Here is a 21,356-nt window from a genome sequence, read left to right as displayed (position 1 = left end):
GACCGGCGCTCAGTGGAATAAGAAGATTCTTCACATCGGAACAAGCTTAGCGGGATTGCTTGGTTTGGCGCGCGACGGCCCGACGCTAAGATCGTGGCTCGATCCGTCACCGAATTCCCATGAGTCTTTATATCGACGACGCTCAACGCCGGAAGATCCATCAGCTTCGCGCTTCGTGGCGCTGGCGCAGCGAGTGGCCGACGTGGCTGCTGATCGTGGCTCTGTATTGCGGATGGTTCGGCACGGCGCTCAACGCGCGCTTCCTTGGCCTTCCGGTCGCCGCCGGGATTCTCGCCGTGCTGTCCTGTCTTTATCTTTCACTGCAGCACGAGTTGCTGCATGGTCATCCGACACGCTTTCCGCTGATCAACGCGCTGTTCGGCATTGCGCCGCTTGCCGTGTGGTTTCCCTACGCGGTGTATCGCGAATCGCATCTGCGCCATCACGACGACGTTCATCTCACCGATCCCGATCTGGATCCGGAAACCTACTTCGTGTCGGCCAGACGTTGGCGCGAAGCGGGTATCGTGGTGCGCGGCCTGTTGACGTTGCGCAATACCTTCTTCGGACGCCTCTTGCTCGCGCCGCTGTTTTCGATCGCGTCTACCCTTGGGTCGGTGATCGTGGACATTGCGCGCGGGAATGTCCGGATGGCTGGCGCGTGGGCGCTGCATCTGGCGCTGCTCGGCGCGCTCATGACGTGGCTCGACCGTTATTGCGGCATCAGCCCTCTTGTTCTTGTGTTCGCGGTCGGATATCCGGCGCTCGCATTGAGCGCGATCCGCTCGTTCCAGGAACATCGCGCCGCCGATAAGATCAGCGAACGCACCGTCATCAACGAAGCCTCGTGGTTCTGGCGCCTGCTGTTCCTGAACAACAATTTCCATTCGGTTCATCATGATTTGCCGGGCGCGCCGTGGTTCGCATTATCGGCGATCTATCATGGCGATCGAGACGCGTATCTGCAGCGCAATGGCGGGTTTGTCGTGCGGGGCTATCGGGAATGGGTGGTCAGGCATGGCGTGAAGCCGGTCGCGCCGGCGTTGCATCCGCTGCACGCGCGCGCGGACCGGATCGCTCTCGCAGAACGCGACGCCGCCAAGGACGCGAAGTCCGGCGTCGCACAAGCGGTGTAATCACGCATAAACCGCCGGAAAACGAATCTGCATGAACTGGCTCGCGGCTTTACCGATGTACAACGTCACGCCAGCACTCGCGGCCGACTGGCGCACATTGCTGGACCATGTGCGGCGCCATGTGCGGCCGTGGCTCGAAGCGCGTGGCGACTCGTTCGAAGTCATCCATCCTAGTATGTCGCTGACCGAATTCTGGCTGCGCGGCGATGTCCTCCTCACGCAAACCTGCGGTTATCCATTGATGCACGCGCTCAATGATCGCGTACAACTTGTCGCGACCCCAATTTTTTCCGTCGATGACTGCGCGAATGGGGATTATCGGAGTGTATTGGTCGCACGCAAGGCGGCGGGCGTGACATCGCTGGAAAGCAGTCGCGGCCTGCGCGCCGCATACAACAGCGACGATTCCAACAGCGGCATGAACCTGCTGCGTCATGCGGTTGCGCCGTTTGCCAATGGCCGTGCGTTCTTTGCGTCGGTGATCGAAACGGGCGGACATCTCGCCTCGCTCGAAGCGCTGCTGGACAATCGCGCCGATATCGCCGCCATCGACTGCATTAGCTTCGCGTTTGTGCAGGAATATCTTCCGGCGCTTGCGAGCGGCGTGGTTACGATCGGCGTGACGGCGGCGTCGCCCGGCTTGCCGCTGATTGCATCGAAAGACGTTCCGCCCGATGGAATCAGCGCACTGCGAATCGCGCTGGCGAGTGTCATCGAAGAAGATCCTCCACTGGCCAGGCGGCTCAAGCTCGCTGGCTTCGCCCAACGTCCGCTCGACGATTACTCGGTCATTCTCGACCTCGAAAACGACGCCGCGCAGCGCGGCTATCCCCGCCTCGCCTGACTGCGGTCACGGCAGACTTTCAGGACTTTCGGCACAATCGGCGTTTACCCACGCGTTCACGGCGCGTGTTTCCGGGTCGTAAGCCGAGTCGCCTGCGTTCGGGCAGTGCGCATCTTTCGCGCCAAATAACCGAATGCCGATTCGCACGCATGCCCGTACCGCCCCAGCTCGAAGTCATGGAAGCCGCAATGATCCCCTTTTCAGTTCTCGACCTCTCCCCGATTCCCGCCGGATCGACCGCCGCCGACGCCTTCCGCCATTCGCGCGAACTTGCGCAACACGCGGAAAAGCTCGGCTATCTCCGGTTCTGGCTGGCCGAACATCACAACATGACGGGCATCGCGAGCGCCGCGACGTCCGTTGTGATCGGACACGTTGCCGCGGGCACCAGCACGATTCGCGTCGGCTCCGGCGGCGTCATGTTGCCGAACCACGCGCCGCTCGTCATCGCGGAACAGTTCGGCACACTCGCGTCGCTCTTTCCAGGGCGTATCGACCTGGGTCTTGGGCGCGCGCCCGGCACCGACCAGACGACAGCCCGCGCGCTGCGCCGTGACCTGCAGGGCAGCGCAGACAATTTCCCCGATGACGTCGTGGAACTGCAGCGCTTTTTCGCCGAGCCGGTGGAGGGCCAGCGGGTGCGCGCCGTGCCGGGCGCGGGGCTGGAAGTGCCCATCTGGCTGCTAGGGTCGTCGACCTTCAGCGCGCAACTCGCCGCCGCGCTCGGGCTTCCGTTCGCGTTCGCCTCGCATTTCGCGCCAGATTATCTGCTGACCGCATTGCAGGTGTATCGGACGCAATTCCGCCCGTCGAAACAGCTTGATCGTCCTTACGCGATGGTCGGCGTAAACGTCTTCGCCGCCGACACCACGGACGAGGCCGAATTCCTCTTCACGTCGCTGCAGCAGCAGTTCATCAACCTGCGGCGCGGCACGCCGGGGCAGTTGCCGCCGCCCGTGAAACGGGTTCCGTGGAACGATGCCGAACGCGCGGGCGTCGACCATTCCCTTGCATGCTCGGTGATCGGAGATCAGCGGGAGGTGGAAGCGGGCCTCGCCTCGCTGATCGAGCAGACGCAACCCGACGAATTGATTGTCACGGCGCAGATCTACGATCACGCCGCACGGCTGCGCTCGTTCGAAATCACGGCGCAGGCGCGCGCCGCGCTCGCTGCTTTGTAAAGTGTCGCGTGAAGCCGCGCCGTTTTGCGAAGCGGATTTTGCACCTATCGTGCACATAACTCGAACGCAAAGCGGCGCAGCGAACACGCGTTGCGATACTGGACGGGTATCGTTTTGACAAGCAATAATGAGGTCAGCGATCTCACGGCTTGCCGCCTCATGCCCGCTTTTAGTGCCATGCTCATTCATGGCAGGCGTTGCAGCATCGCGCATGCAAAGCCAGTCGAAAGGTCGCGACAATAAGATGTCGGATATCGGAAGGGAGAGAGAGAATGGCAAGAAGTCCCGCCACAGGATCCATGACCTTGCTGACGGAGCGTGATGAAGCAACCGGTCAGGAAGTACGCACGTTGCGTCTCGAACCGGCTGCCGATGGCAAGGCGGTACTGCTGATTGAAATCGATGAAAGGAAGGCCGGGATCCATCGTGAAGTGCGCTATGAAATCACGCCGGCAGAACTGATTGCGGCAATTCGCGCCCACGGCGCGGAATTACCGGGCGAGCAGCATAATCGTTAAAATGATTTAGGCATACAATAGCGGCATTCGGCGCTATCATTTCCGTGTGGCGCCCGCGGTTGTAGGGACAAATTGTTAAATTAGCGGCTGAGTTGAAGGTGTTCACGAAACCTGACCAGCCGCCAGTCGTGCACCGATCTGGTCGTGAGCTTTCAGCCGCTGAATCGGCAACTTGACGCTTCGCACCGATCCGAACCACAGCAACCAGTTTGTAGAACCGTATTCGCATCGACCTATTTTGATTGAGTCTGGTTATTGCGAGTAAAGCGGTGATTTGCGGTATTACACTAATTGACGCGCGCCATTCAGCGCGCCACGATTTTAGTCAACCCACTTATTCCTCGAGCCGCCCCGGTCCGCGCGGGCAGATGGCTCGCCTTCAAGAAAGTAAAAGCTGAATCAGGACAGCCGTGGACGAAAGAAAGCGAGACAGCATCATTGCCTATTTGCGCAGCCGAATGGCTGAGTTCGGCATTTCCGAAACAGCCTTGGCCGAAGCGTTGGCCGAAGCACAGGCTTCTGTTACTCCCCCCCCGCTCACGAAGAGTTCGAACGCTCCAAAGCGTGCGTTGCCTTCAATGCCTCAAATGCCGGAAAACGCCAATGGCGCGACGCCGGTATTCAGAAATGCAAGCGGCGACACGTGGGATGGGGAAGGCGAAATGCCGGAATGGTTGAAGCGCGCTGTGCACGCCGGGCAGGATATAGAGTTCTACAGGGTTTGAAGCCGCCGGTTTGCCTGGTTGAGCTAGGACCATCTCATCCGCCGGCTTCAGGCATGTCAGGCTGCCAGGTCAGTCTGAAGGGGCGACGTTGCCTTGCGCAATATCGCCCCTTTCGGGCCATTGCCTCCTAGAAGTTGAAATTATCGATATTCGATGAATCGAAGGTCGTCGGCGGTCCAAGCACGACTTCACCGCTCTTGCCTACCGTGCGCTTGCCAAGCTTGCCCGCCTCGAAGCTGTCACCTTCCTTGCCGGTGATCGTGCCCGACGCAAGGTTGGCCGCCGCATACGCCGCGAGATAACCGAGTTGACCCGGATCCCACAACTGGAACGCATGCACGGTGCCGTTCTTCACGAACGCGCGCATCTGGTTCGGCGTGCCGAGGCCTGTCACCATCACCTTGCCTTTCGCCGGCGAGGTCGAGATATAGCGCGCCGCGGCCGCTATCCCGACCGTAGTGGGAGAAATGATACCCTTCAGGTTCGGATAGGCCTGCAGCAAGCCTTGCGTCTCGACGAACGATTTCTGGTCGTCGTCATTGCCGTAGGCGATCTTCACGAGCTTGAGCTTTGAATATTCCGGCTTCTTCAGTTCCTCCTGCATGTACTTGATCCAGGTGTTCTGGTTGGTCGCGTTGGGCGTGGCGGAAAGAATCGCGAACTCGCCCTCGCCGCCCACCAGTTTCGACAATAGCTGGATCTGTCCACGGCCAATCGATTCCGAATTCGCCTGGTTCACGAAAATCTGGCGGCCATCGGGCGCGGTATCGGAGTCGAACGTCACCACCTTGATGCCTTGCCCCATCGCTTTTTTCAGGTAGGGAACGACCGCGTTTGCATCGTTGGCTGCCACCACGATAGCGTCCTGACGCTGCGTGATCAGCGTGTTGATGTATTGCACCTGCGACGACGCGCCCGCATCCGATGGCCCGACCACCTTGCCCTGCCCGCCCATCTCCTTGATGGCCGCGAGGCCGCCGTCGTCGGCGATGACTTCATAGGGGTTGTTGATCTGCTTGGGCAGGAATGCGATCTTCAGGTCCTTCTTGAGATCGGCGGCGCTCGCGCCAATCGGAATGGCGGCCGCCGCAGAGACCGCGATCAGCGCGGCGCATAGCACCGGGCCGCGAAATGATTTCAAGGGTTTGAACATGCCTGTGTCTCCTGATGTCGCGCGCCGCTCCGTTTTGCTGGAGTCTTCACGCTGGTTTTAAAAGCCAACTTTCATCAAAGCGTCCGCGTCATCAGGCGCTTTTCGCGCATGACACGCCAACGTGCAACAAGATTCGGAATCAGCACCGACGACAACAACAAACCGCCCGTCACAATGGTCAGCGTCTCGCTGGAGACATCGGACAAAGTCAGCGCATTGCGCAACACGCCAATGATCAGCAAGGACAGAAGCACGCCAGTCATCGACCCGCGTCCGCCGAAAATACTCACGCCGCCGAACAGCACGGCCGCGATCACCGACAATTCGAAGCCTTCGCCGTTGTCACCGCGCGCGCTCGTGAAACGCAATGTATAGACGATGCCCGCAAGCGCGCTCATCGCGCCCGAGAGCATGAAGAGCTTGATCTTGGTGCGGGCGACATCGATTCCGGAAAACTGCGCGGCAACCGGATTCGCGCCGATTGCGTAGAGGCTGCGCCCAAAGGGCGTCGCCTGCAGCAGCACCGTGAAAATGATTGCACCGACGATCACGAGCACGAAGGGCATTGGCAGGAAAGCCGCGATGGTGTCGATGCCAAACGCGGTGTAGGACGCGGGGAAATCGGCGACGGCCTGATCGCCGAGCAGCACGTAGGCAAGCCCGCGAAACAGCGCCAGCGTGCCGATGGTGACCGCAAGCGAAGGCAGATTGAAGCGCACGATCACAAGGCCGTTGAAGAGCCCCGCAAGCGTGCCGGCCGCGAGCACGATGGCAATCACGAGCGGCATGGGCAGGCCCATGTGCCAGAGCACGCCCATCAGCGCGCTCGATGCGCCCAGCACCGACGCCACCGACAAATCGATTTCAGCCGCGACAATGATCAGCGTCATCGGCAAGGCAATCAGCGCGATCTCGGTGAAGTCGGCGAGCATGTTGGAAAGGTTCGCGCTCGACAGGAACATGGGCGACAAGATGCGACCGAGGACCAGTGCAAGCACGAGCACCACCACGAGCATGGTCTCCCACGAAAGATGCCGGCGCCGGGTCAGCGCGAGTGCGGAATCGGGTTTAGCCATGATCGCGTTTCCTCATCATGCGGCGGGCAACCGAGCGCGCCAGCATTGTGTCGAGCGCGATCGCCGCAACGATCAGCGCGCCTTGAATTGCCTGTTGCCAGAAAGGTGACACGCGCAGCACCACCAGCGCGATGTTGATGACGCCCAGCACAAGCGCGCCGAGCGTGGCGCCCATGATGGTGCCCACGCCACCCGTGATCGCCACGCTGCCGACGACCGCTGCGGCCACGACCTGCAGTTCTATGCCCTTCGCCGTGCTGGCATCGACGGTACCGAAACGGGCGAGCCACAAGACGCCCGCGAGGCCCGCGATAGCGCCTGACAACAGGAAGCCGATCATCACGCGGCGCTCGACCTGAATGCCCGCGAGACGCGCGGCCTCGGGGTTCGAACCGATCGCGTAATGCTCGCGGCCACCGCGATACTGCTTGAGATAAATGCCGATCGCGACCAGCACCACCACGGCAATCAGCACGAGGTTCGGAACACCCAGCAACGAGCCGGTTGCGATGCGCGAGAAGGCGTCGGGAAGACTGGTTGCGTTGATCTGGCCGCCGTGAACCCATGCGTAATCGGCGCCGCGCACAATGTAGAGCGTGGACAGGGTGGCGACCAGCGAGGGCACGCGCCCGAAGGTCACGAGCGTCCCGTTCACCGCGCCGATCACAAAGCCTATCGAAATGCCAGCAAGCATCGCGACGACAATCGGCATGTGCGGGAACATTACATAAAGACTGCCAACGGAGTACGCGCTCACGCCAACCACCGACGCCACCGACAAGTCGATGTGCCGCATCAGCATCACAACGGTCATGCCGGCGGTCAGCAAACCGATGATCGATACGTTGAGCAGCACGTCACGCAGGTTCTGCAGATTGAGGAACTCCGGCTTGACCGCCGCAGTGGCCGCGACCAGCGCGGCCAGCACGACAAACAGCGTCGCCTCACGGCTGCGAACGAGGTCCGCAAACACGTTGCGGCGTCTCCGTTTTGGCGCGTGCACGGCTGGCATTGCGGAAGAATGCCGGGTCATCATGCGGCTTTCCCCAGCGTGGAGGGCGAAGCGCCGAGCGCCGCGCTCATGACGCGCTCCTCGTTGGCTTCGGCACGCGCAATCTCCGCGCTGATCCGCCCTTCGTGCATGACCAGAATACGGTCGGCCATGCCGAGCACTTCGGGCAACTCGCTCGAAATCATCAGGACTGCCATGCCTTCCTTCACCAACTCAGCGAGCGTGCGATAAACCTCCGCCTTGGCGCCGACGTCGATACCGCGCGTGGGTTCGTCGATGATCAGCACTTTCGGCCCTGTCGCAAGCCACTTTCCGAGCACGACCTTTTGCTGATTGCCGCCGGACAGTGTGCCAACGGGGGCGTCGAGATCGCTAGCCTTGAGGCGCAGGCGCTTGCCCCAATCGGAGGCTAGAGTGGATTCACTACGCGCCGATATCAGCCCGTGCCTGACAAGCCGGCCGAGTACCGTCAAAGACGCATTGCGCGCAATGCTCAATTCCAGCGCAAGACCTTGTGCCCGCCGATCCTCCGGCACGAGTGCGAGTCCTGCGCGAACCGCCGCCTGCGGACGGCCGAGTTGCAGCGGCTTGCCCGCGATCCTTACTTCGCCTGCGTCCACCAGGTCGATGCCGAAGATCGCGCGCGCGACTTCACTGCGTCCCGCGCCAACCAGTCCCGCCAGCGCCACGATTTCGCCCGCGTGTACCTCGAAGGATACGTTCTTGAACACGCCATCTCGCGTGAGGCCACGCACCGAGAGGCGAACCTCGCCCGGCGCAACGTCGGCCTTCGGATAGAACGTATCGAGATCGCGTCCGACCATCTTGCTCACAATGGAGTCTATGGTCACGTCGGCGGTCATTGCGTCGAAGACCTTCATGCCGTCGCGCATGATCGTCAAGCGTTGCGTCAAGGCAAAGACTTCATCCAGCCGATGCGTGATGAACAAGATGGCGGCATCGCGCTCACGCAATGCGCGCACGATTGCAAACAGCCGTTCGACTTCAGTCAACGACAATGCCGCCGTGGGCTCGTCCATGATGAGCACATTCGCATTCAGGCTCAACGCCTTCGCTATCTCCACCACTTGCTGATCGGCAATCGACAAACCACGGACCAGCCGCTCCGCACGCAGATTCACGCCGAGCGATTGCAGCAGCGCATCGACTTCGCGATTCATTTCGTCGTAGCGAATGCGTCCAATACGATCCCGTGGCTGACGCCCCATGTAGATGTTTTCGGCAATCGAGAGGTCTGCGAACAACGTGGGTTCCTGATAGATCACGGCAAGCCCGGCGTCGCGCGCTTCGGCGGGATTTGCAAATGTACGCGCAACACCATCGACCCGCAGTTCGCCCGAGTCCGGTTGATAGACGCCGGCAAGCAGTTTGACGAGCGTCGATTTCCCGGCGCCATTTTCGCCAAGCAGCGCATGCACTTCGCCCGGCCATAACGCGAGGCTGCCGTCGCCGAGCGCGCGCACGCGCCCGAACGATTTGCTCGCGTGCCTCAATTCGAGCCGCGGCGATTGATTCGTGCCCATGCCTGTCTCCTTCAGATGCGATAGATTCGCTCTGCGTTACTTGTAAAGAGCGCTTCTTTTTCTGTATCGCTGAAATCCTTCACAAGGAACGCATATGCATTCCACAGCGCTTCGTACGACGCAAACAACCGGTCGACTGGAAAGTTCGACGCGAACATCGACCGGTCGCAGCCAAACACGTCAATGGTTTCGAGCACATACGGACGAAAGCTTTCGACGGTCCACGCGTGATCGAACATCGCCAGGCCGCTGATCTTTACCGCTACGTTCGGGCATGCCGCGAGCGCGCGCATGCCGTCGCGCCATTGCGCTTTACCTTCAGCGGGATCGCGATCCACGCACATGCCCGCATGATTCACGATGAACTGAATCTCGTGATGCTCCTGCGCCAAAGAAGCCGCTTCGTGCATTTGCGACGGATACAACTGCAAATCAAACGACATCGAATAGTGCTTCAGCAGCCCGAAATTCTTGCGCCATTGCGCGTCGCGCATGAAGTGCCGCCTCACGTAGTTGTATAGCGGATTCGAATGCACATTCAGTATCTGACGAATGCCGCGCGTGTTCCGGAACGCCGCATGTGCTGCGAGTATTTCATCCGCGTTTTTCGCCGACAGGTCAGCGCCTGCCACGATTGCGTCCGGCATGCCGCGCCCTTCGTTATCGGCGATTTCCTGCAGCCAGCGCGTTTCCTCGACCGGATCATCCGGGTCATGATTGGCATCCACATGCACGATCTTCAGCACCTGCACCGGCCCGGTTTCACTCAGGAAGTCGTTGATCAGATAGTCGTGCTTCAACTCACGCGCGTCGCCCACGAACGACTTTCCCGGATTCGCCAGCCACGGATAGTGATGCGTCTTCAAGTCCCAAAGATGAATGTGCGGATCGACAACCTGCATGGATATGTCCTCGTGCGGGTAAGCCACCGGCGCAAAAGCGCGGTCAGGGTAAATGGAAAACCGGGACGAGCGCGGTTTGCACCGGCGATCGATCGGGATTCGTTTCCATGAGTTCGGCCATGCTGTCCCACCATTTGCGCATCGCGGGCAAATCCGGAAGGTCGTCCATGGCATGACCGGGCGCGCGCTTAAGCGTGGCGAAAAGCTGTCCACTGGTTTCGTCGAGAAAGATCCAGTAATCGCGGACCCCGGCGTGCGTCAGCGCATGCGCCAATTCAGGCCAGATCTCACGATGACGCCGCTCGTATTCATCGCGCATGCCCGGTTTGAGGGTCATCCTGAACGCAATTGTCTCCATTGCGGCCTGCCTTTTAGTTGTGTTGGACCGGCTGCATGCAACCGGTCGAATGCGTCTTTTGGCTACGACTATAATTCGCCGGCTGATAACATGACAATCCGAAGTCAGGATCAGCCGATCGCAAAACCGGATCGCATGATGGCGTTCCGCAGCGGAGTCCCAATGACCCAGAACGTGTCCCAGATCGCCCTCGTCAATCGACTCAAGTTCAAGCATCTTGCGCTGCTGGTCGCGCTCGATGACGCCCGCAACCTGCATCAGGCAGCCGTTGCCATCAACGTTGCGCAACCGAGCGCGAGCCGGATGCTGAGCGACATAGAAGAAGCGTTCGGCTTTCTGCTCTTCGAGCGCAACGCGCGCGGCATGCAGCCCACACCGCTTGGCGTTACCACGCTCGCCTACGCGCGCCGTGCACTTGCCGACCTGACGCGCTTTGCGGCCGACCTCGAAAACAAGCGGCGTGGCGGACACGGGCAACTTACCGTGGGCGCGATCATGGGTGCCGCGCCCGATGTGCTCGCCATGGCCATTGCGGAACTCAAGAGCGAACGGCCGCTGCTCAACGTTCGCATTCTTGGCGAGACCAGCGACCAGGTCGTGCAACTGCTGCACCGGCGTGAAGTGGATCTCGCGCTCGGCCGCCTCACCACGCCACTGCAACATAACGACTTCGACTTCGAACCGCTCTCGCGTGAAGCAATGCGGCTTGTCGTGCGCGCCGGGCATCCGCTTGGTGCCGAGACATCGCTCGCACTCGACGCGCTGATTTCGTGGCCGTGGATTCTGCAACCCATCACGAGTCCGGCTCGCGGCCTGTTCGAAGAAGAACTGGCTCGCGCAAAACTTGCATCGCCTTCCAACGTTGTTGAATGCGCGTCGATCTTTGCCACGCTGCAACTCCTGCAAAACAGCGACGCCGTTTCCATGCTGCCCGAGTCCGTCGTGCGCGACTACCTGCGCGCCCATTTGCTGGTCGAATTGCCCATCGAAATTGGCAAGAGTCTTTCGGGTTTCGGCTTGCTGCGACGCAAACATGAAACGCTCAGCGAACCCGCTGAGTACTGCATTGCATTGCTGCGTAAATACTCGGCCGGTTCGTTCACTGAAGGTTGACGAACAGGCCGCCGTCGACCAGTAGCGAAGCGCCCGTTACGTAACGCGCGCGGTCGGACGCTAGAAATGTCACGCACTGAGCCACGTCCTCAGGCTGTCCCAGACGTCCCAGCGGAATACGCTTTTCCATGTATGCGCGCTTGGCGGTATCGGCGAGATCTTCCGCGTTCAAGTCCGTGGCAATCGTGCCGGGCATGACCGAGTTGCAGCGAATGCCGTACGGTCCCAACGCAATCGCGCATGATTGCATCAACGAATGCACGCCTGCTTTGGTCGGCGTGTAATGCGTCTGCATCGCGCCGCCAACAAGCGCGCTGATAGAACTCGTGGCGACGATCGCACCGCCCGTTCCCTGCAACTTCATCTGGTTCGCGACCGCTTGCGTGACGTAGAACGCGCCGTTCAGGTTCACGCCGACTGTCGCTTCATATACCGACGCCGGCATGTCGAGAAACGCGTGAAACGGGCAGATGCCGGCGTTGCTTGCGAGGACATCGACATGACCAAATGCATCGACGGCATGTTTCACGAGTTCGATACCCGTCTCGCGCTCCGCCACGTTGCCTTCCACCGCGATCACGCGGCGGCCGAGCGCTTCTATTTCGCGCGTCACTTCTTCCACCGCCGATAAACGCCCATACGAGCGGTCGTTATCGCTCCAGTAATTCAGCACGATGTCCGCGCCTTCCTGCGCGCAAGCCACCGCAATGGCGCGGCCGATACCTCGCGATCCGCCGGTCACGATCACCACTTTTTTCTCGAGCAGCACGATTGACCTCAATAGCTCAGTGTCTCAGTGTTTCAGTGTGAATAAGGACGCGTCAACGTGCATTCAGGATTGAGACGCACGCCGAAGCCGGGCGTCTCCGGCACTTTCATCCGGCCGTTCACGGGCACGGGTTCATCGAGCAGAAGCGGGTTGAACATGGGCACGACTTCATCGGCCTTGGGCGCCATCATCAGGAACTCGGCGAACGGCGAGTTATGGCGTGTGACAACAAAATGATAGCTATACACCGATGATCCATGCGGCACCACCAGCACGTTATGTGCGTCGGCGAGCGCCGATATCTTGATCAGTTCGGTGATGCCGCCGCACCATCCAACGTCAGGCTGCACGAGATCGGCGCAACCCATTTCAAACAGCATGCGAAAACCCCAGCGCGTGGCTTCATGCTCGCCTGTTGTCACCATCATGCCGCGCGGCACCGAACGGCGCAGTTCGGCGTAACCCCAATAGTCGTCGGGCGGCAGCGCTTCTTCAATCCACTTCAGGCCGTATTCTTTTGCCGCGTGCGCGAGACGCGTTGCATAGTTGAGGTCGAGGCTCATCCAGCAATCGAACATCAGCCAGAAATCGTCGCCCACCTCGGCGCGCATGTCGGCGAGTTTCGCGATGTTCTGCGCGAGCCCTTCTTCGCCCTCTGCCGGTCCATGCTGCAAAGGCATTTTCCCGCCAATAAACCCCATCTCCTTCGCCAGATCCGGGCGCGCGCCGGTTGCATAGAATTGCAGTTCGTCGCGAACGGGACCGCCCAGCAGATGAAACACCGGCTCCTTGCGCACCTTCGCGAGCAGGTCCCACAGTGCGAGATCCACGCCCGATATAGCGTTGAGCACAATGCCCTTGCGCCCGTAATAGAGTGTGGCGAAATACATCTGGTCCCACATCTTTTCAATGTCGGTCACACGCTGGCCCTCAAGAAATCTAGCCAGATGTTTCTCCACGATAAACGCGCCGATCTCGCCGCCCGTGGTCACCGCGAAGCCAACCGTGCCATCGCTCGCCTCGATCTCGACCACGAGCGAGCCGAGTACGTTGAGCCCGAACGATTGCCGGCTTTGGCGGTATTCAGGGTAACGCGCCATTGGCGTGGAGACGTGATCATCGATCCAGTGATCGGCGCCCTGGTCGTGATAATCGGCGCCACCGCCTCGCACGGTAAAAGCGCGGACGTGGCGAATGGTGGGCATGGACATGATCGGACTCCGTTCGAATGCTGATGTTCAGGATACCTTGGCGCTTTCGCCAGGCGTGTAAGCAGACGTTCGCGCAGGCCGCACGAACACGATGATCGCAACCGCCGCGAGCACGGCAACGAGGCCGAGCAGCACAAGCCCGGCGCTGGTCGAATCGTAGGCGCGCTCGGCGCTCGTGCGGACCATGGGCGCAACAAATCCGCCAAGGCTGCCGAGCGAGTTGATGAGTGCAATCGCGCCCGCCGCCGCAGCGCCTGTCAGATAGTGCGTGGGAAAGGTCCAGAAGAGCGGTTGCGCGGCAATCAGCCCGCTGGCCGCGAAACACAGCGCAATCAGGGCAATCAGCGGTTGACCCGCGAGTCCAGATATTGCGATGCCCAGGCCCGCCACCACGAGCAAAACAACGGCCAGACGCCGGTGCTGAGCATGACGGTCGGCAAAACGCGGCACAATCCACGTCACGAGCACGGCGCACAGCCACGGAATTGCCGTCACGAAACCGACCTTCGCGCCGACGTGCGCGCCCATCAGCGCAGCCACTTGTTGCGGCAAGTAAAAGATCACGCCATACACGGACATCTGGATCAGGAAATACACCGCCGACAGGATCAGCACCCGGGGATCGACCAATGCTGCAAGCACGGAACGAGGACCATGCGCGGACGCGGTCTGTGCATCATGAGCGAGTCGCGAAATCAACAAGTCACGTTGTGATGCATTGAGCCAGCGAGCCCTGGATGGGTTGTTGTCGAGATACCAGAATGCCCATACGCCAACCAGCGAAGCAAGTACGCCTTCAACCAGAAAGAGCCACTGCCATCCGGCAAAACCCAGCGCGCCATGCAAGTCGAGCAACGCGCCAGACAGCGGACTGCCAAAGATGAATGCGAGTGGCGCACCGAAATAAAACACGCCCAACGCACGTGCCCGCGCGGACTGCGGAAACCATTGCGTGAGGTAATAGACAATGCCCGGGAAAAAGCCCGCTTCCGCCACGCCGAGCGCGAAGCGCAGGACATAGAACGCCGTGGCCGTATGCGCGAACGCCATGGCAGCCGATACCAGCCCCCACGTCACCATGATGCGGCACATCCAGAGCTTCGCGCCCACCCGATGCAGCAACAGGTTGCTCGGCACTTCGAAGAGCGCATAGCCCACGAAGAACACGCCCGCGCCGAATGCGAAGGCAGCGTTCGATAAGCCCGTATCGTGCTGAAGCGCTTTCTGGGCAAAGCCAATGTTCGCCCGATCGAGAAACGCCAGCATGTACATCAGCAGCAGAAACGGCAGCAGACGGCGCATCACGCGAGCGGTGACGGCGTCCTCCGCATTGGCGTGATCGCTCATGCGTGTCTCCGGATTTTGTTGTTTGCTACCACGTGAGCGTGCCCGCCCACAACACGCGCGTTTCAATAAGTTGCGCGGCCGCCCGACAGATCGAATACGGACGCCGTGCTGAACGCACAATCCTCGGAACTGAGCCACAAGATCAGCGAGGCCGCTTCCTCAGGCAGAAGGAAACGGTTCATCGGGATCTTGGAGAGCATGTAGTCGATGTGCTGCTGCGACATCGAATCGAAAATCTCGGTCTTGGCGGCGGCAGGCGTCACCGCGTTCACCAGGATCCCGCGCGTGGCGAGTTCCTTGCCCAGCGACTTCGTCAGTCCGATAAGACCCGCCTTCGAAGCACTATAGTGCGACGCATTCGGGTTGCCTTCCTTGCCTGCCACGGAGGCGATGTTGACGATGCGCCCATAGCCTTCCTTAAGCATGTGCGGCACGATTGCGCGGCAAGTCAGATACGGGCCGATCAGGTTCACGTCGATCACGCGCCGCCATACATCGGGTGCAAGCTCCCATGTCGTGCCGTTGCCACCTGTTATACCCGCGCAGTTGATCAGCACGTCGATCTTGCGATGGGTTTCCAACGTCTGCCGAACCGCCTGTTCAACCGATACTTCCTCGGTCAGTTCGACCACCGCAGTGCTGACCTTCCCGCCCTTCGAGAGTTCACCGCGTGCGCGCTCGAGCCGCTCGCCGTCGATGTCCCACAATGCGACCTCCGCGCCCGACGCCAACGCGCGCTGCGCCACCGCATAACCGATACCGCGCGCGCCACCGGTAATCACCACGGTTCGTCCCGCCAGATCGATCTGGTTCATCGTGTCTCCTTTTAGATATTTTGGCTGTTGGAAACACTATAAGGGCCGAGTCATAGCCGGACAATCCGAGTATTTAATGATGTGATAGCGAAAACGGATCGCAGCGGCGGTGACACGCTTTGTGCCGAGATTCGCCATCACGCGATCTCAGCTGGCGAACACAAAACCATGCTGTCATTTTTCGATTGCTGCAAGCCTGGGCTTCATGCCGCGCTTGCGAGGTTTCGGCTCAACGCCCACGCGCGGATCGCGCGCGAGCACAAGCGCGGTCATCTTGCCGGCAATGCTTTCGAACGCCGGATCTGCTTGCGGTATGTAGAGCCACTTCTTCAGCACCGGATGCGGCCGCAACTCAGGCATTTCATCGACGAGCGCAGCATGACGCTCTTGCGATGTGCACACGAGCAAACCGTTCCATGGTTCGTCGCGATCGGCGGCAACGAGGCATAGCAGCCCATCGATATACGCGGCGTCGCTGCCGAACATCCGCTTGGTAAGGTAGGTGGGATCGCGCTCGAAAGCTTCGAAAATCCAGACGAGGGAATTGCGCACGGACGATGGCATGGGCGTAACGAAGACCAGGGCAAAACCGAAGCATAAGCTACTCACCCAAGCGAACGAGTGGATGGGTTCCACCATTAAAGGAGGGGGCGCAGTCCCAGCTTCACCGCGCAGATCTTCCTGCATCCGCCCGCGTAATCGAGAATGGAGATACCGCTCCGCAGTTCGCTCACTGCCCAGCAGAAACTGTCTGCATCGTATTTTCGCCACGCGATTCCTGCACGCGGACATCGGACGGACTCGGGGGTTGATCCACGATCTCCGATGCTTCCACCGAAAACCCGAACGTATTGATCCCGCCCGCGCTCGTTGCGAACACCTGCCCGCCGTGCATTTCAGCCGTCGCTTTCACGATAGCCAGGCCCAATCCGTGATTTTCCCGGCTATTCGTGCGCGATACCTCTGCCCGATAAAACCGGTCGAACAAATGATCGAGGATGTCGGGTTCGATGGCCTTCCCCGGATTCGCCACAGCCACGCGCACCTGATTGCCTTCACGCTCAATCGAGACGCTGATGATCGATCCCGCCTCGCAATGCTGGATTGCGTTCATCAGCAAGTTGATGCACGCGCGGCCGAACAGGGATTTGTTGACACGCACAAGCGCATCGCCGGTCGCAACCGCGCGCACTTGCGCCTCTTCCAGCGGTATCTCGAGAAACTCAAGCGTATGCGCGACTTCGGCTGCAAGAGATGTATCGACGAGACCTGTCGCGCGTTCGCCCTGATCCGCGCGCGCGAGAAACAGCATGTCGTTGATGATCGCCCGCATGCGCCCGAACTCTTCAAGATTCGATTGCAGCGTCTGGCGCAGATCGTCTACCGAGCGGTTGCGCGTCAGCGCCACTTCGGTCTGCCCGATCAGGATGGTGACCGGCGTGCGCAACTCGTGCGCAACGTCGGCATTGAACGATTCGAGGCGTCCATACGCGGCGTCCAGGCGTTCGAGCGCGCCGTTGAACGAGTTGGCAAGATCGTTCAATTCAAGCGGCAGCGAACTCGTGTTGAGCCGCTGCGAGCGATTGTTCGGACTGACTGCAGAAGCGTCACGCGTGAGACGCGTGAGCGGCGCGAGGCCAATGCGCGTGACGGAATAGCTCAGCAGCAGCACGCCGAGGCTCCCCAGCGCCGACAACGCCGCAAGCGCGAAACCGAATGCCTGCATGGTCCGCGTGTTCGCCGCATAGCCCGCGCCAACCTGAAGCTGGACCGCCGGCCTGTCGCCATATGACGGAATTTCGATTGTGTTGACGAGCATGTCGCATTTGCCATCGCTCGGCCGGATGCGTTCGTAGCCGCCCAGCCAGCGATCGACTACGGGCCCGCTCATCGGTGTCCCGATCTGATACGCCGGATTGCTGCTCGTCACCGAATAACGGGTGTAACCGTCGCGCGGGGTCATGTCGGCGAGCCGTTCGCTCGCCATCTTCCATTTCTCGGGCGTGATCGCGTGATAGACGATGATCTTTGCAATCTCGCTGCGGTCATCGAGCGATTCGCGCAAGTGCTGTTCAAGCTGCGTGCGCAGGACCAGAAAGAGTCCCGTGCCGACGAGCGTAAACACAAACAGCGCGACCGCCGCGAACATGAAGGCCAGGCGCCGCGAGATCGAGCGGTTCATGATGCCGCCGCGTCGTCGCGGACCTCGAGAACGTAACCCATGCCGCGCACGGTGTGCAGCAGCTTGGTTCGAAACGGACCGTCGAGCTTCGCGCGCAGTCGCTTGATCGCGGTTTCCACCACGTTCGTATGGCTGTCGAAATTGACTTCCCAGACCAGTTCCGTGATGGCGGTCTTCGAAAGAATATCGCCCTGGCGGCGCGCCAGCACGCTCAGCAACTGGAACTCCTTCGCGGTCAGATCGAGACGAATGCCGTCGCGCGTGGCGCGCCGCCCGATCAGGTCCACATAAAGATCGCCGAGCGAGATCAGCGTGGATTCCTGCGCGCGCGTGCGCCGCGCGAGCGCATGCAGGCGCTCGACGAGTTCCAGGAATGAAAACGGTTTCGTCAGATAGTCGTCGGCGCCTTCGCGCAGGCCGCGCACGCGGTCGTTGATCTGGTCGCGCGCGGTCAGCATGATGACAGGCGTCGCTTTATGCGCCCGCAGCGACTTCAGCACGCTGAAACCGTCGCGCTTGGGCAGCATGACGTCCAGCACGATCACGTCGTAGTCGAACTCGATCGCGAGATGCGTGCCCTCCTCGCCGTCCAGCGCGACATCGACTATCCAGCCCTGCTCCGTCAACCCGGAGCGCAGGTAGTCAACCACCTTGTGTTCGTCTTCCACGATAAGGAGTTTCATGCGCGCCTTCTTATGTACGTTCTTCCATTATAGGAAACGTAATGGCTCTGTCACTGCGATGGCGGCGGATTCGCCGCCATTGTGTCGCCCGTCGCGGGCGCGGGTGACTTCGCCCCGGCCATGGGATTCACAGGTGTGTTCACATCCCATCCGCCGCCCAGCGCCTTCACCAGCGATACCGACAACGTCAGTTGCTGCCCGTGAATCTGCACATCCTGACGCTCGCTCGTGAGCAGCGATTGCTGCGCGGTGATCACATCGAGGAAAGCAACGAGACCGCCCGAATAGCGGTCGTTCGCGAGCTGCAACAAGCGCCGCGCGTCGGTCACCGCTTCCTGCGACTCTTTCGCGGCCGCATCGAGCACGGATAGACCCGTCACGCCGTCCTGGACCTGCTGGAATGCATTGAGCACCGTCTGCCGATAGTTCGCCTCAGCCGCCTGATAACCGGCGCTTGCGAAATCGACGTTGGCGGCGCGCCGGCCGCCATCGAAAATCACCTGGCCAACGGTCGCGCCCAACGTCCACATCAATGTCGGCGCGCTCAGCAGGCTGGCGAACTGCGTGCTTTCCCAGCCGATACCCGGTGTCAGCGCAAGGCTCGGAAAATATGCGGCCTTCGCTACGCCGATCTGTGCGTTCGCGGCGGCCATCGCGCGTTCCGCGGACGCAATATCCGGACGCCGTTGCAGCAGATCGCTCGGCAGACCCAATGGAATGACGGGCGTGCTTGCATCGATCACCTTCGGCGCAATCGCGAATTGCGGCGCGGGAATCCCGATCAGCGCGGCGATGGCGTGTTCGAATTGCGCGCGCTGATTGAGCAACAGGCGCGCTTGCACGCGGGTGGTATCGAGTTCAGATTTCTGCTGCAGCACGTCAAGGCCCGACACCGAGCCCAGATCGTGCTGCGTGGTCACATAGTCGAGCGCCTTTTGCTGCAGCACCACGGAGCGGTTCAGCACGTCGATCTCGGCGTCGAGTTCGCGCATCGAAAAATAATCGCTGGCGAGGTCCGTGCTCAACACGAGGCGCGCGTTCGCGAGATCGTCGGCGGATTGCTCGGCGGACGCCGTCGCGCTCTCTATCTCGCGGCGAATCCGGCCAAACAGGTCCGTGTCGTAGTCGATGGTGGGACCGACCTTGATGTCGTTTTGCACCGTCGATTGCGTGGGCGTGCCGTAGTTGGTACGCGGGCGGTTCTGCGAGATGCGCGCCCGTTCGCCGGTCGCGCCAAGATCCACTTCGGGCAAGCGTTGCGCCGTGTTGTTGGCAAGCGTCGCGCGCGCCTGCGCGTAGTGCGCGCTCGCGGCGGCAAGGGTCTGGTTTTGCGCCAGCGCCTGCTCTTCGAAACCGTTGAGCGTTGTGTCGCCGTAGCTCGTCCACCAGTCAGCGCCAAGCGGCGCATGCGATGGCGCTGCCACGCGCCAGTACGAGTCCGTGCGCCACTCGGGCGGCGTCTCGGCGACAGGCCGCTTGTAGTCGGGCCCGACCGTGCAGGCCGACAGAAGCACCGCTCCCGCCGCCAGCGCTCCGAGTTGCATGATCCGGCGCGCAGCCATCACGACGTCCCCTTTTTCGCGGGCTTGGGCGGCGCGATCTGAACCGGGTCGCCGTCCGCAATGGAGTCGCTGGGATTGATGATGATCTTGTCGCTCTGCTCTATGCCGCTTTCGATTTCCAGCGACCGGCCAAGGTCCTGCGCAATCACGATCTTGCGCAGCACGACCTTGCCCTTGCCATCGACCACGGCAACCCGCGGCCCTTCGGCGCGAAACAGCAGCACGTTGCCGGGCACGACCAGCGGCGCGCGCGCGACGCCGGGCAGCGCCACCTGAACATAGGCGCCCGGGCGCAGCTTGTTGTCCGGATTGGGCAAGCGGACTTCCACTTGCAGCGAACGCGTGGCGACGTCGATTGCACCCGAAATATTCGCGATGCTTCCATGGAACTGCTGCCCCGGCAGTTCCGCCTGCGTGACGATCACGTCCTGCCCGGGCTTCACGTTCTGCGCGTAGGCCTGCGGCAATTGCACATACACGCGCAACGGATCGGACTGCGCCATGGCGAAAAGCGCGCGGCTTGCGCCGCTGCCGGCATCGATAAGATCGCCCACGTCCACGTTGCGCTGCGTCACCACGCCCGTGAACGGCGCCACGATGCGCTTGAACGACTCCAGCTGCTTCAGGCGCTGTACGTTTGCATTCGCCGCCGCGAGATTCGCGACGCCCTGGTTATAGGTGCTCTGGCGTTCGTCGAGTTCCTGCTGGGACACGGCATCGCGTTGACGCAATTGCTGCCAGCGCGTGAACGAACTCTTGGCAAGCACGAGGCTCGACGCCGTCTGGTCCCGCTGCGCAACGGCCTGCGCAAGTTCCTGGTCGATCTCGGGTGTATCGAGCGTGGCGAGCAACTGGCCTTGCTTCACGCGTGCGCCAATATCCGCGTACCAATGCAGCAGATATCCCGTCGCGCGTGCATAAATGGGCGACTCCACATAGCCGCGCAAGGTGCCCGGCAGTACCGTCTCGCCGCCGTTTTCCGCCGGCTTGGGCGAGATCACATTGACGTACACCTTGGCGTTCTGCTGCGAGGTTGCGACCGCCGCGCGCCCTTCCGACATGTTCGACACGACTGTACGCACAGCGCCCGCCGCAAGCACGATCAGGACGATCACCACCGCGATCTTGGCGCGTTTCCATTCGCGGCTGCGGGGCGGCAACGCGTGGCCGTCCTCGGTTTCCCTGACGGGAATCGCCAGCGATGCATGAGTTTTTTCGGTCATAT

21 protein-coding genes are annotated in these 21,356 nt (G+C 61.1%); 6 read left to right on the top strand and 15 right to left on the bottom strand.

Going from position 1 to position 21,356, the window contains the following annotated elements; genetic code table 11:
- Positions 1-119 precede the first annotated feature (119 nt).
- The 5 genes from ACRWA7_RS07705 (at position 120) to ACRWA7_RS07685 (ending at position 4,404) form a co-directional block, all read left to right on the top strand.
- Positions 120-1,136: a fatty acid desaturase gene (locus tag ACRWA7_RS07705; RefSeq protein ID WP_438392145.1), complete on the top strand. Its 1,017-nt coding sequence runs from the start codon at positions 120-122 to the stop codon at positions 1,134-1,136.
- A 31-nt stretch (positions 1,137-1,167) separates the two neighbouring features.
- Complete coding sequence (locus tag ACRWA7_RS07700) at positions 1,168-1,980, top strand: phosphate/phosphite/phosphonate ABC transporter substrate-binding protein (protein WP_438392144.1); 813 nt, start codon at positions 1,168-1,170, stop codon at positions 1,978-1,980.
- Between the two features lie 188 nt (positions 1,981-2,168).
- Positions 2,169-3,161: an LLM class flavin-dependent oxidoreductase gene (locus tag ACRWA7_RS07695; RefSeq protein ID WP_438392843.1), complete on the top strand. Its 993-nt coding sequence runs from the start codon at positions 2,169-2,171 to the stop codon at positions 3,159-3,161.
- A 272-nt stretch (positions 3,162-3,433) separates the two neighbouring features.
- Positions 3,434-3,679 (top strand): hypothetical protein, encoded by a 246-nt coding sequence (locus ACRWA7_RS07690; RefSeq protein WP_060818282.1) that lies wholly within the window; start codon positions 3,434-3,436, stop codon positions 3,677-3,679.
- A gap of 410 nt (positions 3,680-4,089) precedes the next feature.
- Positions 4,090-4,404: an H-NS family nucleoid-associated regulatory protein gene (locus ACRWA7_RS07685; RefSeq protein WP_060818281.1), complete on the top strand. Its 315-nt coding sequence runs from the start codon at positions 4,090-4,092 to the stop codon at positions 4,402-4,404.
- A 127-nt stretch (positions 4,405-4,531) separates the two neighbouring features.
- Here ACRWA7_RS07685 and rhaS read toward each other — a convergent pair whose 3' ends face one another.
- From rhaS to ACRWA7_RS07655, 6 genes are all read right to left on the bottom strand, one after another.
- A complete protein-coding gene (gene rhaS / locus ACRWA7_RS07680) occupies positions 4,532-5,557 on the bottom strand; it encodes a rhamnose ABC transporter substrate-binding protein (protein WP_438392143.1) in 1,026 nt (341 codons plus the stop codon).
- A gap of 74 nt (positions 5,558-5,631) precedes the next feature.
- A complete protein-coding gene (locus ACRWA7_RS07675) occupies positions 5,632-6,633 on the bottom strand; it encodes an ABC transporter permease (RefSeq protein ID WP_438392142.1) in 1,002 nt (333 codons plus the stop codon).
- Positions 6,626-7,666 carry an ABC transporter permease gene (locus tag ACRWA7_RS07670; protein ID WP_438392841.1) on the bottom strand — a complete coding sequence of 347 codons (1,041 nt, stop codon included), beginning with the start codon at positions 7,664-7,666 and terminating at the stop codon, positions 6,626-6,628. Before ACRWA7_RS07670 ends, ACRWA7_RS07675 begins: the two co-directional genes overlap by 8 nt.
- The gene (locus ACRWA7_RS07665; protein ID WP_438392141.1) at positions 7,666-9,189 is read right to left on the bottom strand and encodes a sugar ABC transporter ATP-binding protein; all 1,524 of its coding nucleotides are present in this window, start codon (positions 9,187-9,189) and stop codon (positions 7,666-7,668) included. The genes ACRWA7_RS07670 and ACRWA7_RS07665 overlap by 1 nt, the downstream gene beginning before the upstream one ends.
- Positions 9,190-9,200: 11 nt before the next feature.
- Entirely contained in the window at positions 9,201-10,091 is an 891-nt protein-coding gene (locus ACRWA7_RS07660; protein WP_438392140.1) for an amidohydrolase family protein, read from the bottom strand.
- 43 nt (positions 10,092-10,134) lie between these two features.
- Positions 10,135-10,449, bottom strand: coding sequence for an L-rhamnose mutarotase (locus ACRWA7_RS07655; RefSeq protein ID WP_438392139.1), 315 nt, complete (start codon positions 10,447-10,449; stop codon positions 10,135-10,137).
- 162 nt (positions 10,450-10,611) lie between these two features.
- On the opposite strand from ACRWA7_RS07655, the gene ACRWA7_RS07650 reads away from it, so the two are divergent.
- Positions 10,612-11,562: a LysR family transcriptional regulator gene (locus ACRWA7_RS07650; RefSeq protein ID WP_438392138.1), complete on the top strand. Its 951-nt coding sequence runs from the start codon at positions 10,612-10,614 to the stop codon at positions 11,560-11,562.
- Here ACRWA7_RS07650 and ACRWA7_RS07645 read toward each other — a convergent pair.
- From ACRWA7_RS07645 to ACRWA7_RS07605, 9 genes are all read right to left on the bottom strand, one after another.
- Positions 11,549-12,331 carry an SDR family NAD(P)-dependent oxidoreductase gene (locus ACRWA7_RS07645; protein WP_438392137.1) on the bottom strand — a complete coding sequence of 261 codons (783 nt, stop codon included), beginning with the start codon at positions 12,329-12,331 and terminating at the stop codon, positions 11,549-11,551. The two genes, ACRWA7_RS07650 and ACRWA7_RS07645, sit on opposite strands and share 14 nt — an antisense overlap.
- 32 nt (positions 12,332-12,363) lie before the next feature.
- Positions 12,364-13,542, bottom strand: coding sequence for an L-rhamnonate dehydratase (gene rhmD / locus ACRWA7_RS07640; RefSeq protein WP_438392135.1), 1,179 nt, complete (start codon positions 13,540-13,542; stop codon positions 12,364-12,366).
- 27 nt (positions 13,543-13,569) lie between these two features.
- Complete coding sequence (locus ACRWA7_RS07635; protein WP_438392134.1) at positions 13,570-14,889, bottom strand: MFS transporter; 1,320 nt, start codon at positions 14,887-14,889, stop codon at positions 13,570-13,572.
- A gap of 62 nt (positions 14,890-14,951) precedes the next feature.
- Positions 14,952-15,704: an SDR family NAD(P)-dependent oxidoreductase gene (locus ACRWA7_RS07630; RefSeq protein ID WP_060818271.1), complete on the bottom strand. Its 753-nt coding sequence runs from the start codon at positions 15,702-15,704 to the stop codon at positions 14,952-14,954.
- A 174-nt stretch (positions 15,705-15,878) separates the two neighbouring features.
- Positions 15,879-16,268: a hypothetical protein gene (locus ACRWA7_RS07625; protein WP_438392133.1), complete on the bottom strand. Its 390-nt coding sequence runs from the start codon at positions 16,266-16,268 to the stop codon at positions 15,879-15,881.
- A gap of 166 nt (positions 16,269-16,434) precedes the next feature.
- On the bottom strand, positions 16,435-17,886 hold the full coding sequence (locus tag ACRWA7_RS07620) for a heavy metal sensor histidine kinase (RefSeq protein WP_438392132.1): 1,452 nt from the start codon (positions 17,884-17,886) through the stop codon (positions 16,435-16,437).
- Positions 17,883-18,569 carry a heavy metal response regulator transcription factor gene (locus ACRWA7_RS07615; protein ID WP_060818270.1) on the bottom strand — a complete coding sequence of 229 codons (687 nt, stop codon included), beginning with the start codon at positions 18,567-18,569 and terminating at the stop codon, positions 17,883-17,885. Before ACRWA7_RS07615 ends, ACRWA7_RS07620 begins: the two co-directional genes overlap by 4 nt.
- Positions 18,570-18,619: 50 nt before the next feature.
- Complete coding sequence (locus tag ACRWA7_RS07610) at positions 18,620-20,131, bottom strand: efflux transporter outer membrane subunit (RefSeq protein ID WP_438392840.1); 1,512 nt, start codon at positions 20,129-20,131, stop codon at positions 18,620-18,622.
- The gene (locus ACRWA7_RS07605; RefSeq protein ID WP_438392131.1) at positions 20,131-21,354 is read right to left on the bottom strand and encodes an efflux RND transporter periplasmic adaptor subunit; all 1,224 of its coding nucleotides are present in this window, start codon (positions 21,352-21,354) and stop codon (positions 20,131-20,133) included. Before ACRWA7_RS07605 ends, ACRWA7_RS07610 begins: the two co-directional genes overlap by 1 nt.
- Positions 21,355-21,356 lie beyond the last annotated feature (2 nt).

Origin of the sequence: Caballeronia sp. DA-9, from assembly GCF_051615025.1 — a bacterium.
Lineage (GTDB): Bacteria > Pseudomonadota > Gammaproteobacteria > Burkholderiales > Burkholderiaceae > Caballeronia > Caballeronia sordidicola.
This window is presented reverse-complemented; position numbering and strand designations above follow the sequence as displayed.

What these genes read in the sequence shown, in the direction of transcription:
- ACRWA7_RS07705 (WP_438392145.1), top strand. Translation starts at nt 120, where the DNA reads ATGAGTCTTTATATCGACGACGCTCAACGCCGGAAGATCCATCAGCTT.
- ACRWA7_RS07700 (WP_438392144.1), top strand. Translation starts at nt 1,168, where the DNA reads ATGAACTGGCTCGCGGCTTTACCGATGTACAACGTCACGCCAGCACTC.
- ACRWA7_RS07695 (WP_438392843.1), top strand. Translation starts at nt 2,169, where the DNA reads ATGATCCCCTTTTCAGTTCTCGACCTCTCCCCGATTCCCGCCGGATCG.
- ACRWA7_RS07690 (WP_060818282.1), top strand. Translation starts at nt 3,434, where the DNA reads ATGGCAAGAAGTCCCGCCACAGGATCCATGACCTTGCTGACGGAGCGT.
- rhaS (WP_438392143.1), bottom strand. Translation starts at nt 5,557, where the DNA reads ATGTTCAAACCCTTGAAATCATTTCGCGGCCCGGTGCTATGCGCCGCG.
- ACRWA7_RS07675 (WP_438392142.1), bottom strand. Translation starts at nt 6,633, where the DNA reads ATGGCTAAACCCGATTCCGCACTCGCGCTGACCCGGCGCCGGCATCTT.
- ACRWA7_RS07670 (WP_438392841.1), bottom strand. Translation starts at nt 7,666, where the DNA reads ATGACCCGGCATTCTTCCGCAATGCCAGCCGTGCACGCGCCAAAACGG.
- ACRWA7_RS07665 (WP_438392141.1), bottom strand. Translation starts at nt 9,189, where the DNA reads ATGGGCACGAATCAATCGCCGCGGCTCGAATTGAGGCACGCGAGCAAA.
- ACRWA7_RS07660 (WP_438392140.1), bottom strand. Translation starts at nt 10,091, where the DNA reads ATGCAGGTTGTCGATCCGCACATTCATCTTTGGGACTTGAAGACGCAT.
- ACRWA7_RS07655 (WP_438392139.1), bottom strand. Translation starts at nt 10,449, where the DNA reads ATGGAGACAATTGCGTTCAGGATGACCCTCAAACCGGGCATGCGCGAT.
- ACRWA7_RS07650 (WP_438392138.1), top strand. Translation starts at nt 10,612, where the DNA reads ATGACCCAGAACGTGTCCCAGATCGCCCTCGTCAATCGACTCAAGTTC.
- rhmD (WP_438392135.1), bottom strand. Translation starts at nt 13,542, where the DNA reads ATGTCCATGCCCACCATTCGCCACGTCCGCGCTTTTACCGTGCGAGGC.
- ACRWA7_RS07635 (WP_438392134.1), bottom strand. Translation starts at nt 14,889, where the DNA reads ATGAGCGATCACGCCAATGCGGAGGACGCCGTCACCGCTCGCGTGATG.
- ACRWA7_RS07630 (WP_060818271.1), bottom strand. Translation starts at nt 15,704, where the DNA reads ATGAACCAGATCGATCTGGCGGGACGAACCGTGGTGATTACCGGTGGC.
- ACRWA7_RS07625 (WP_438392133.1), bottom strand. Translation starts at nt 16,268, where the DNA reads ATGCCATCGTCCGTGCGCAATTCCCTCGTCTGGATTTTCGAAGCTTTC.
- ACRWA7_RS07620 (WP_438392132.1), bottom strand. Translation starts at nt 17,886, where the DNA reads ATGAACCGCTCGATCTCGCGGCGCCTGGCCTTCATGTTCGCGGCGGTC.
- ACRWA7_RS07615 (WP_060818270.1), bottom strand. Translation starts at nt 18,569, where the DNA reads ATGAAACTCCTTATCGTGGAAGACGAACACAAGGTGGTTGACTACCTG.
- ACRWA7_RS07610 (WP_438392840.1), bottom strand. Translation starts at nt 20,131, where the DNA reads ATGGCTGCGCGCCGGATCATGCAACTCGGAGCGCTGGCGGCGGGAGCG.
- ACRWA7_RS07605 (WP_438392131.1), bottom strand. Translation starts at nt 21,354, where the DNA reads ATGACCGAAAAAACTCATGCATCGCTGGCGATTCCCGTCAGGGAAACC.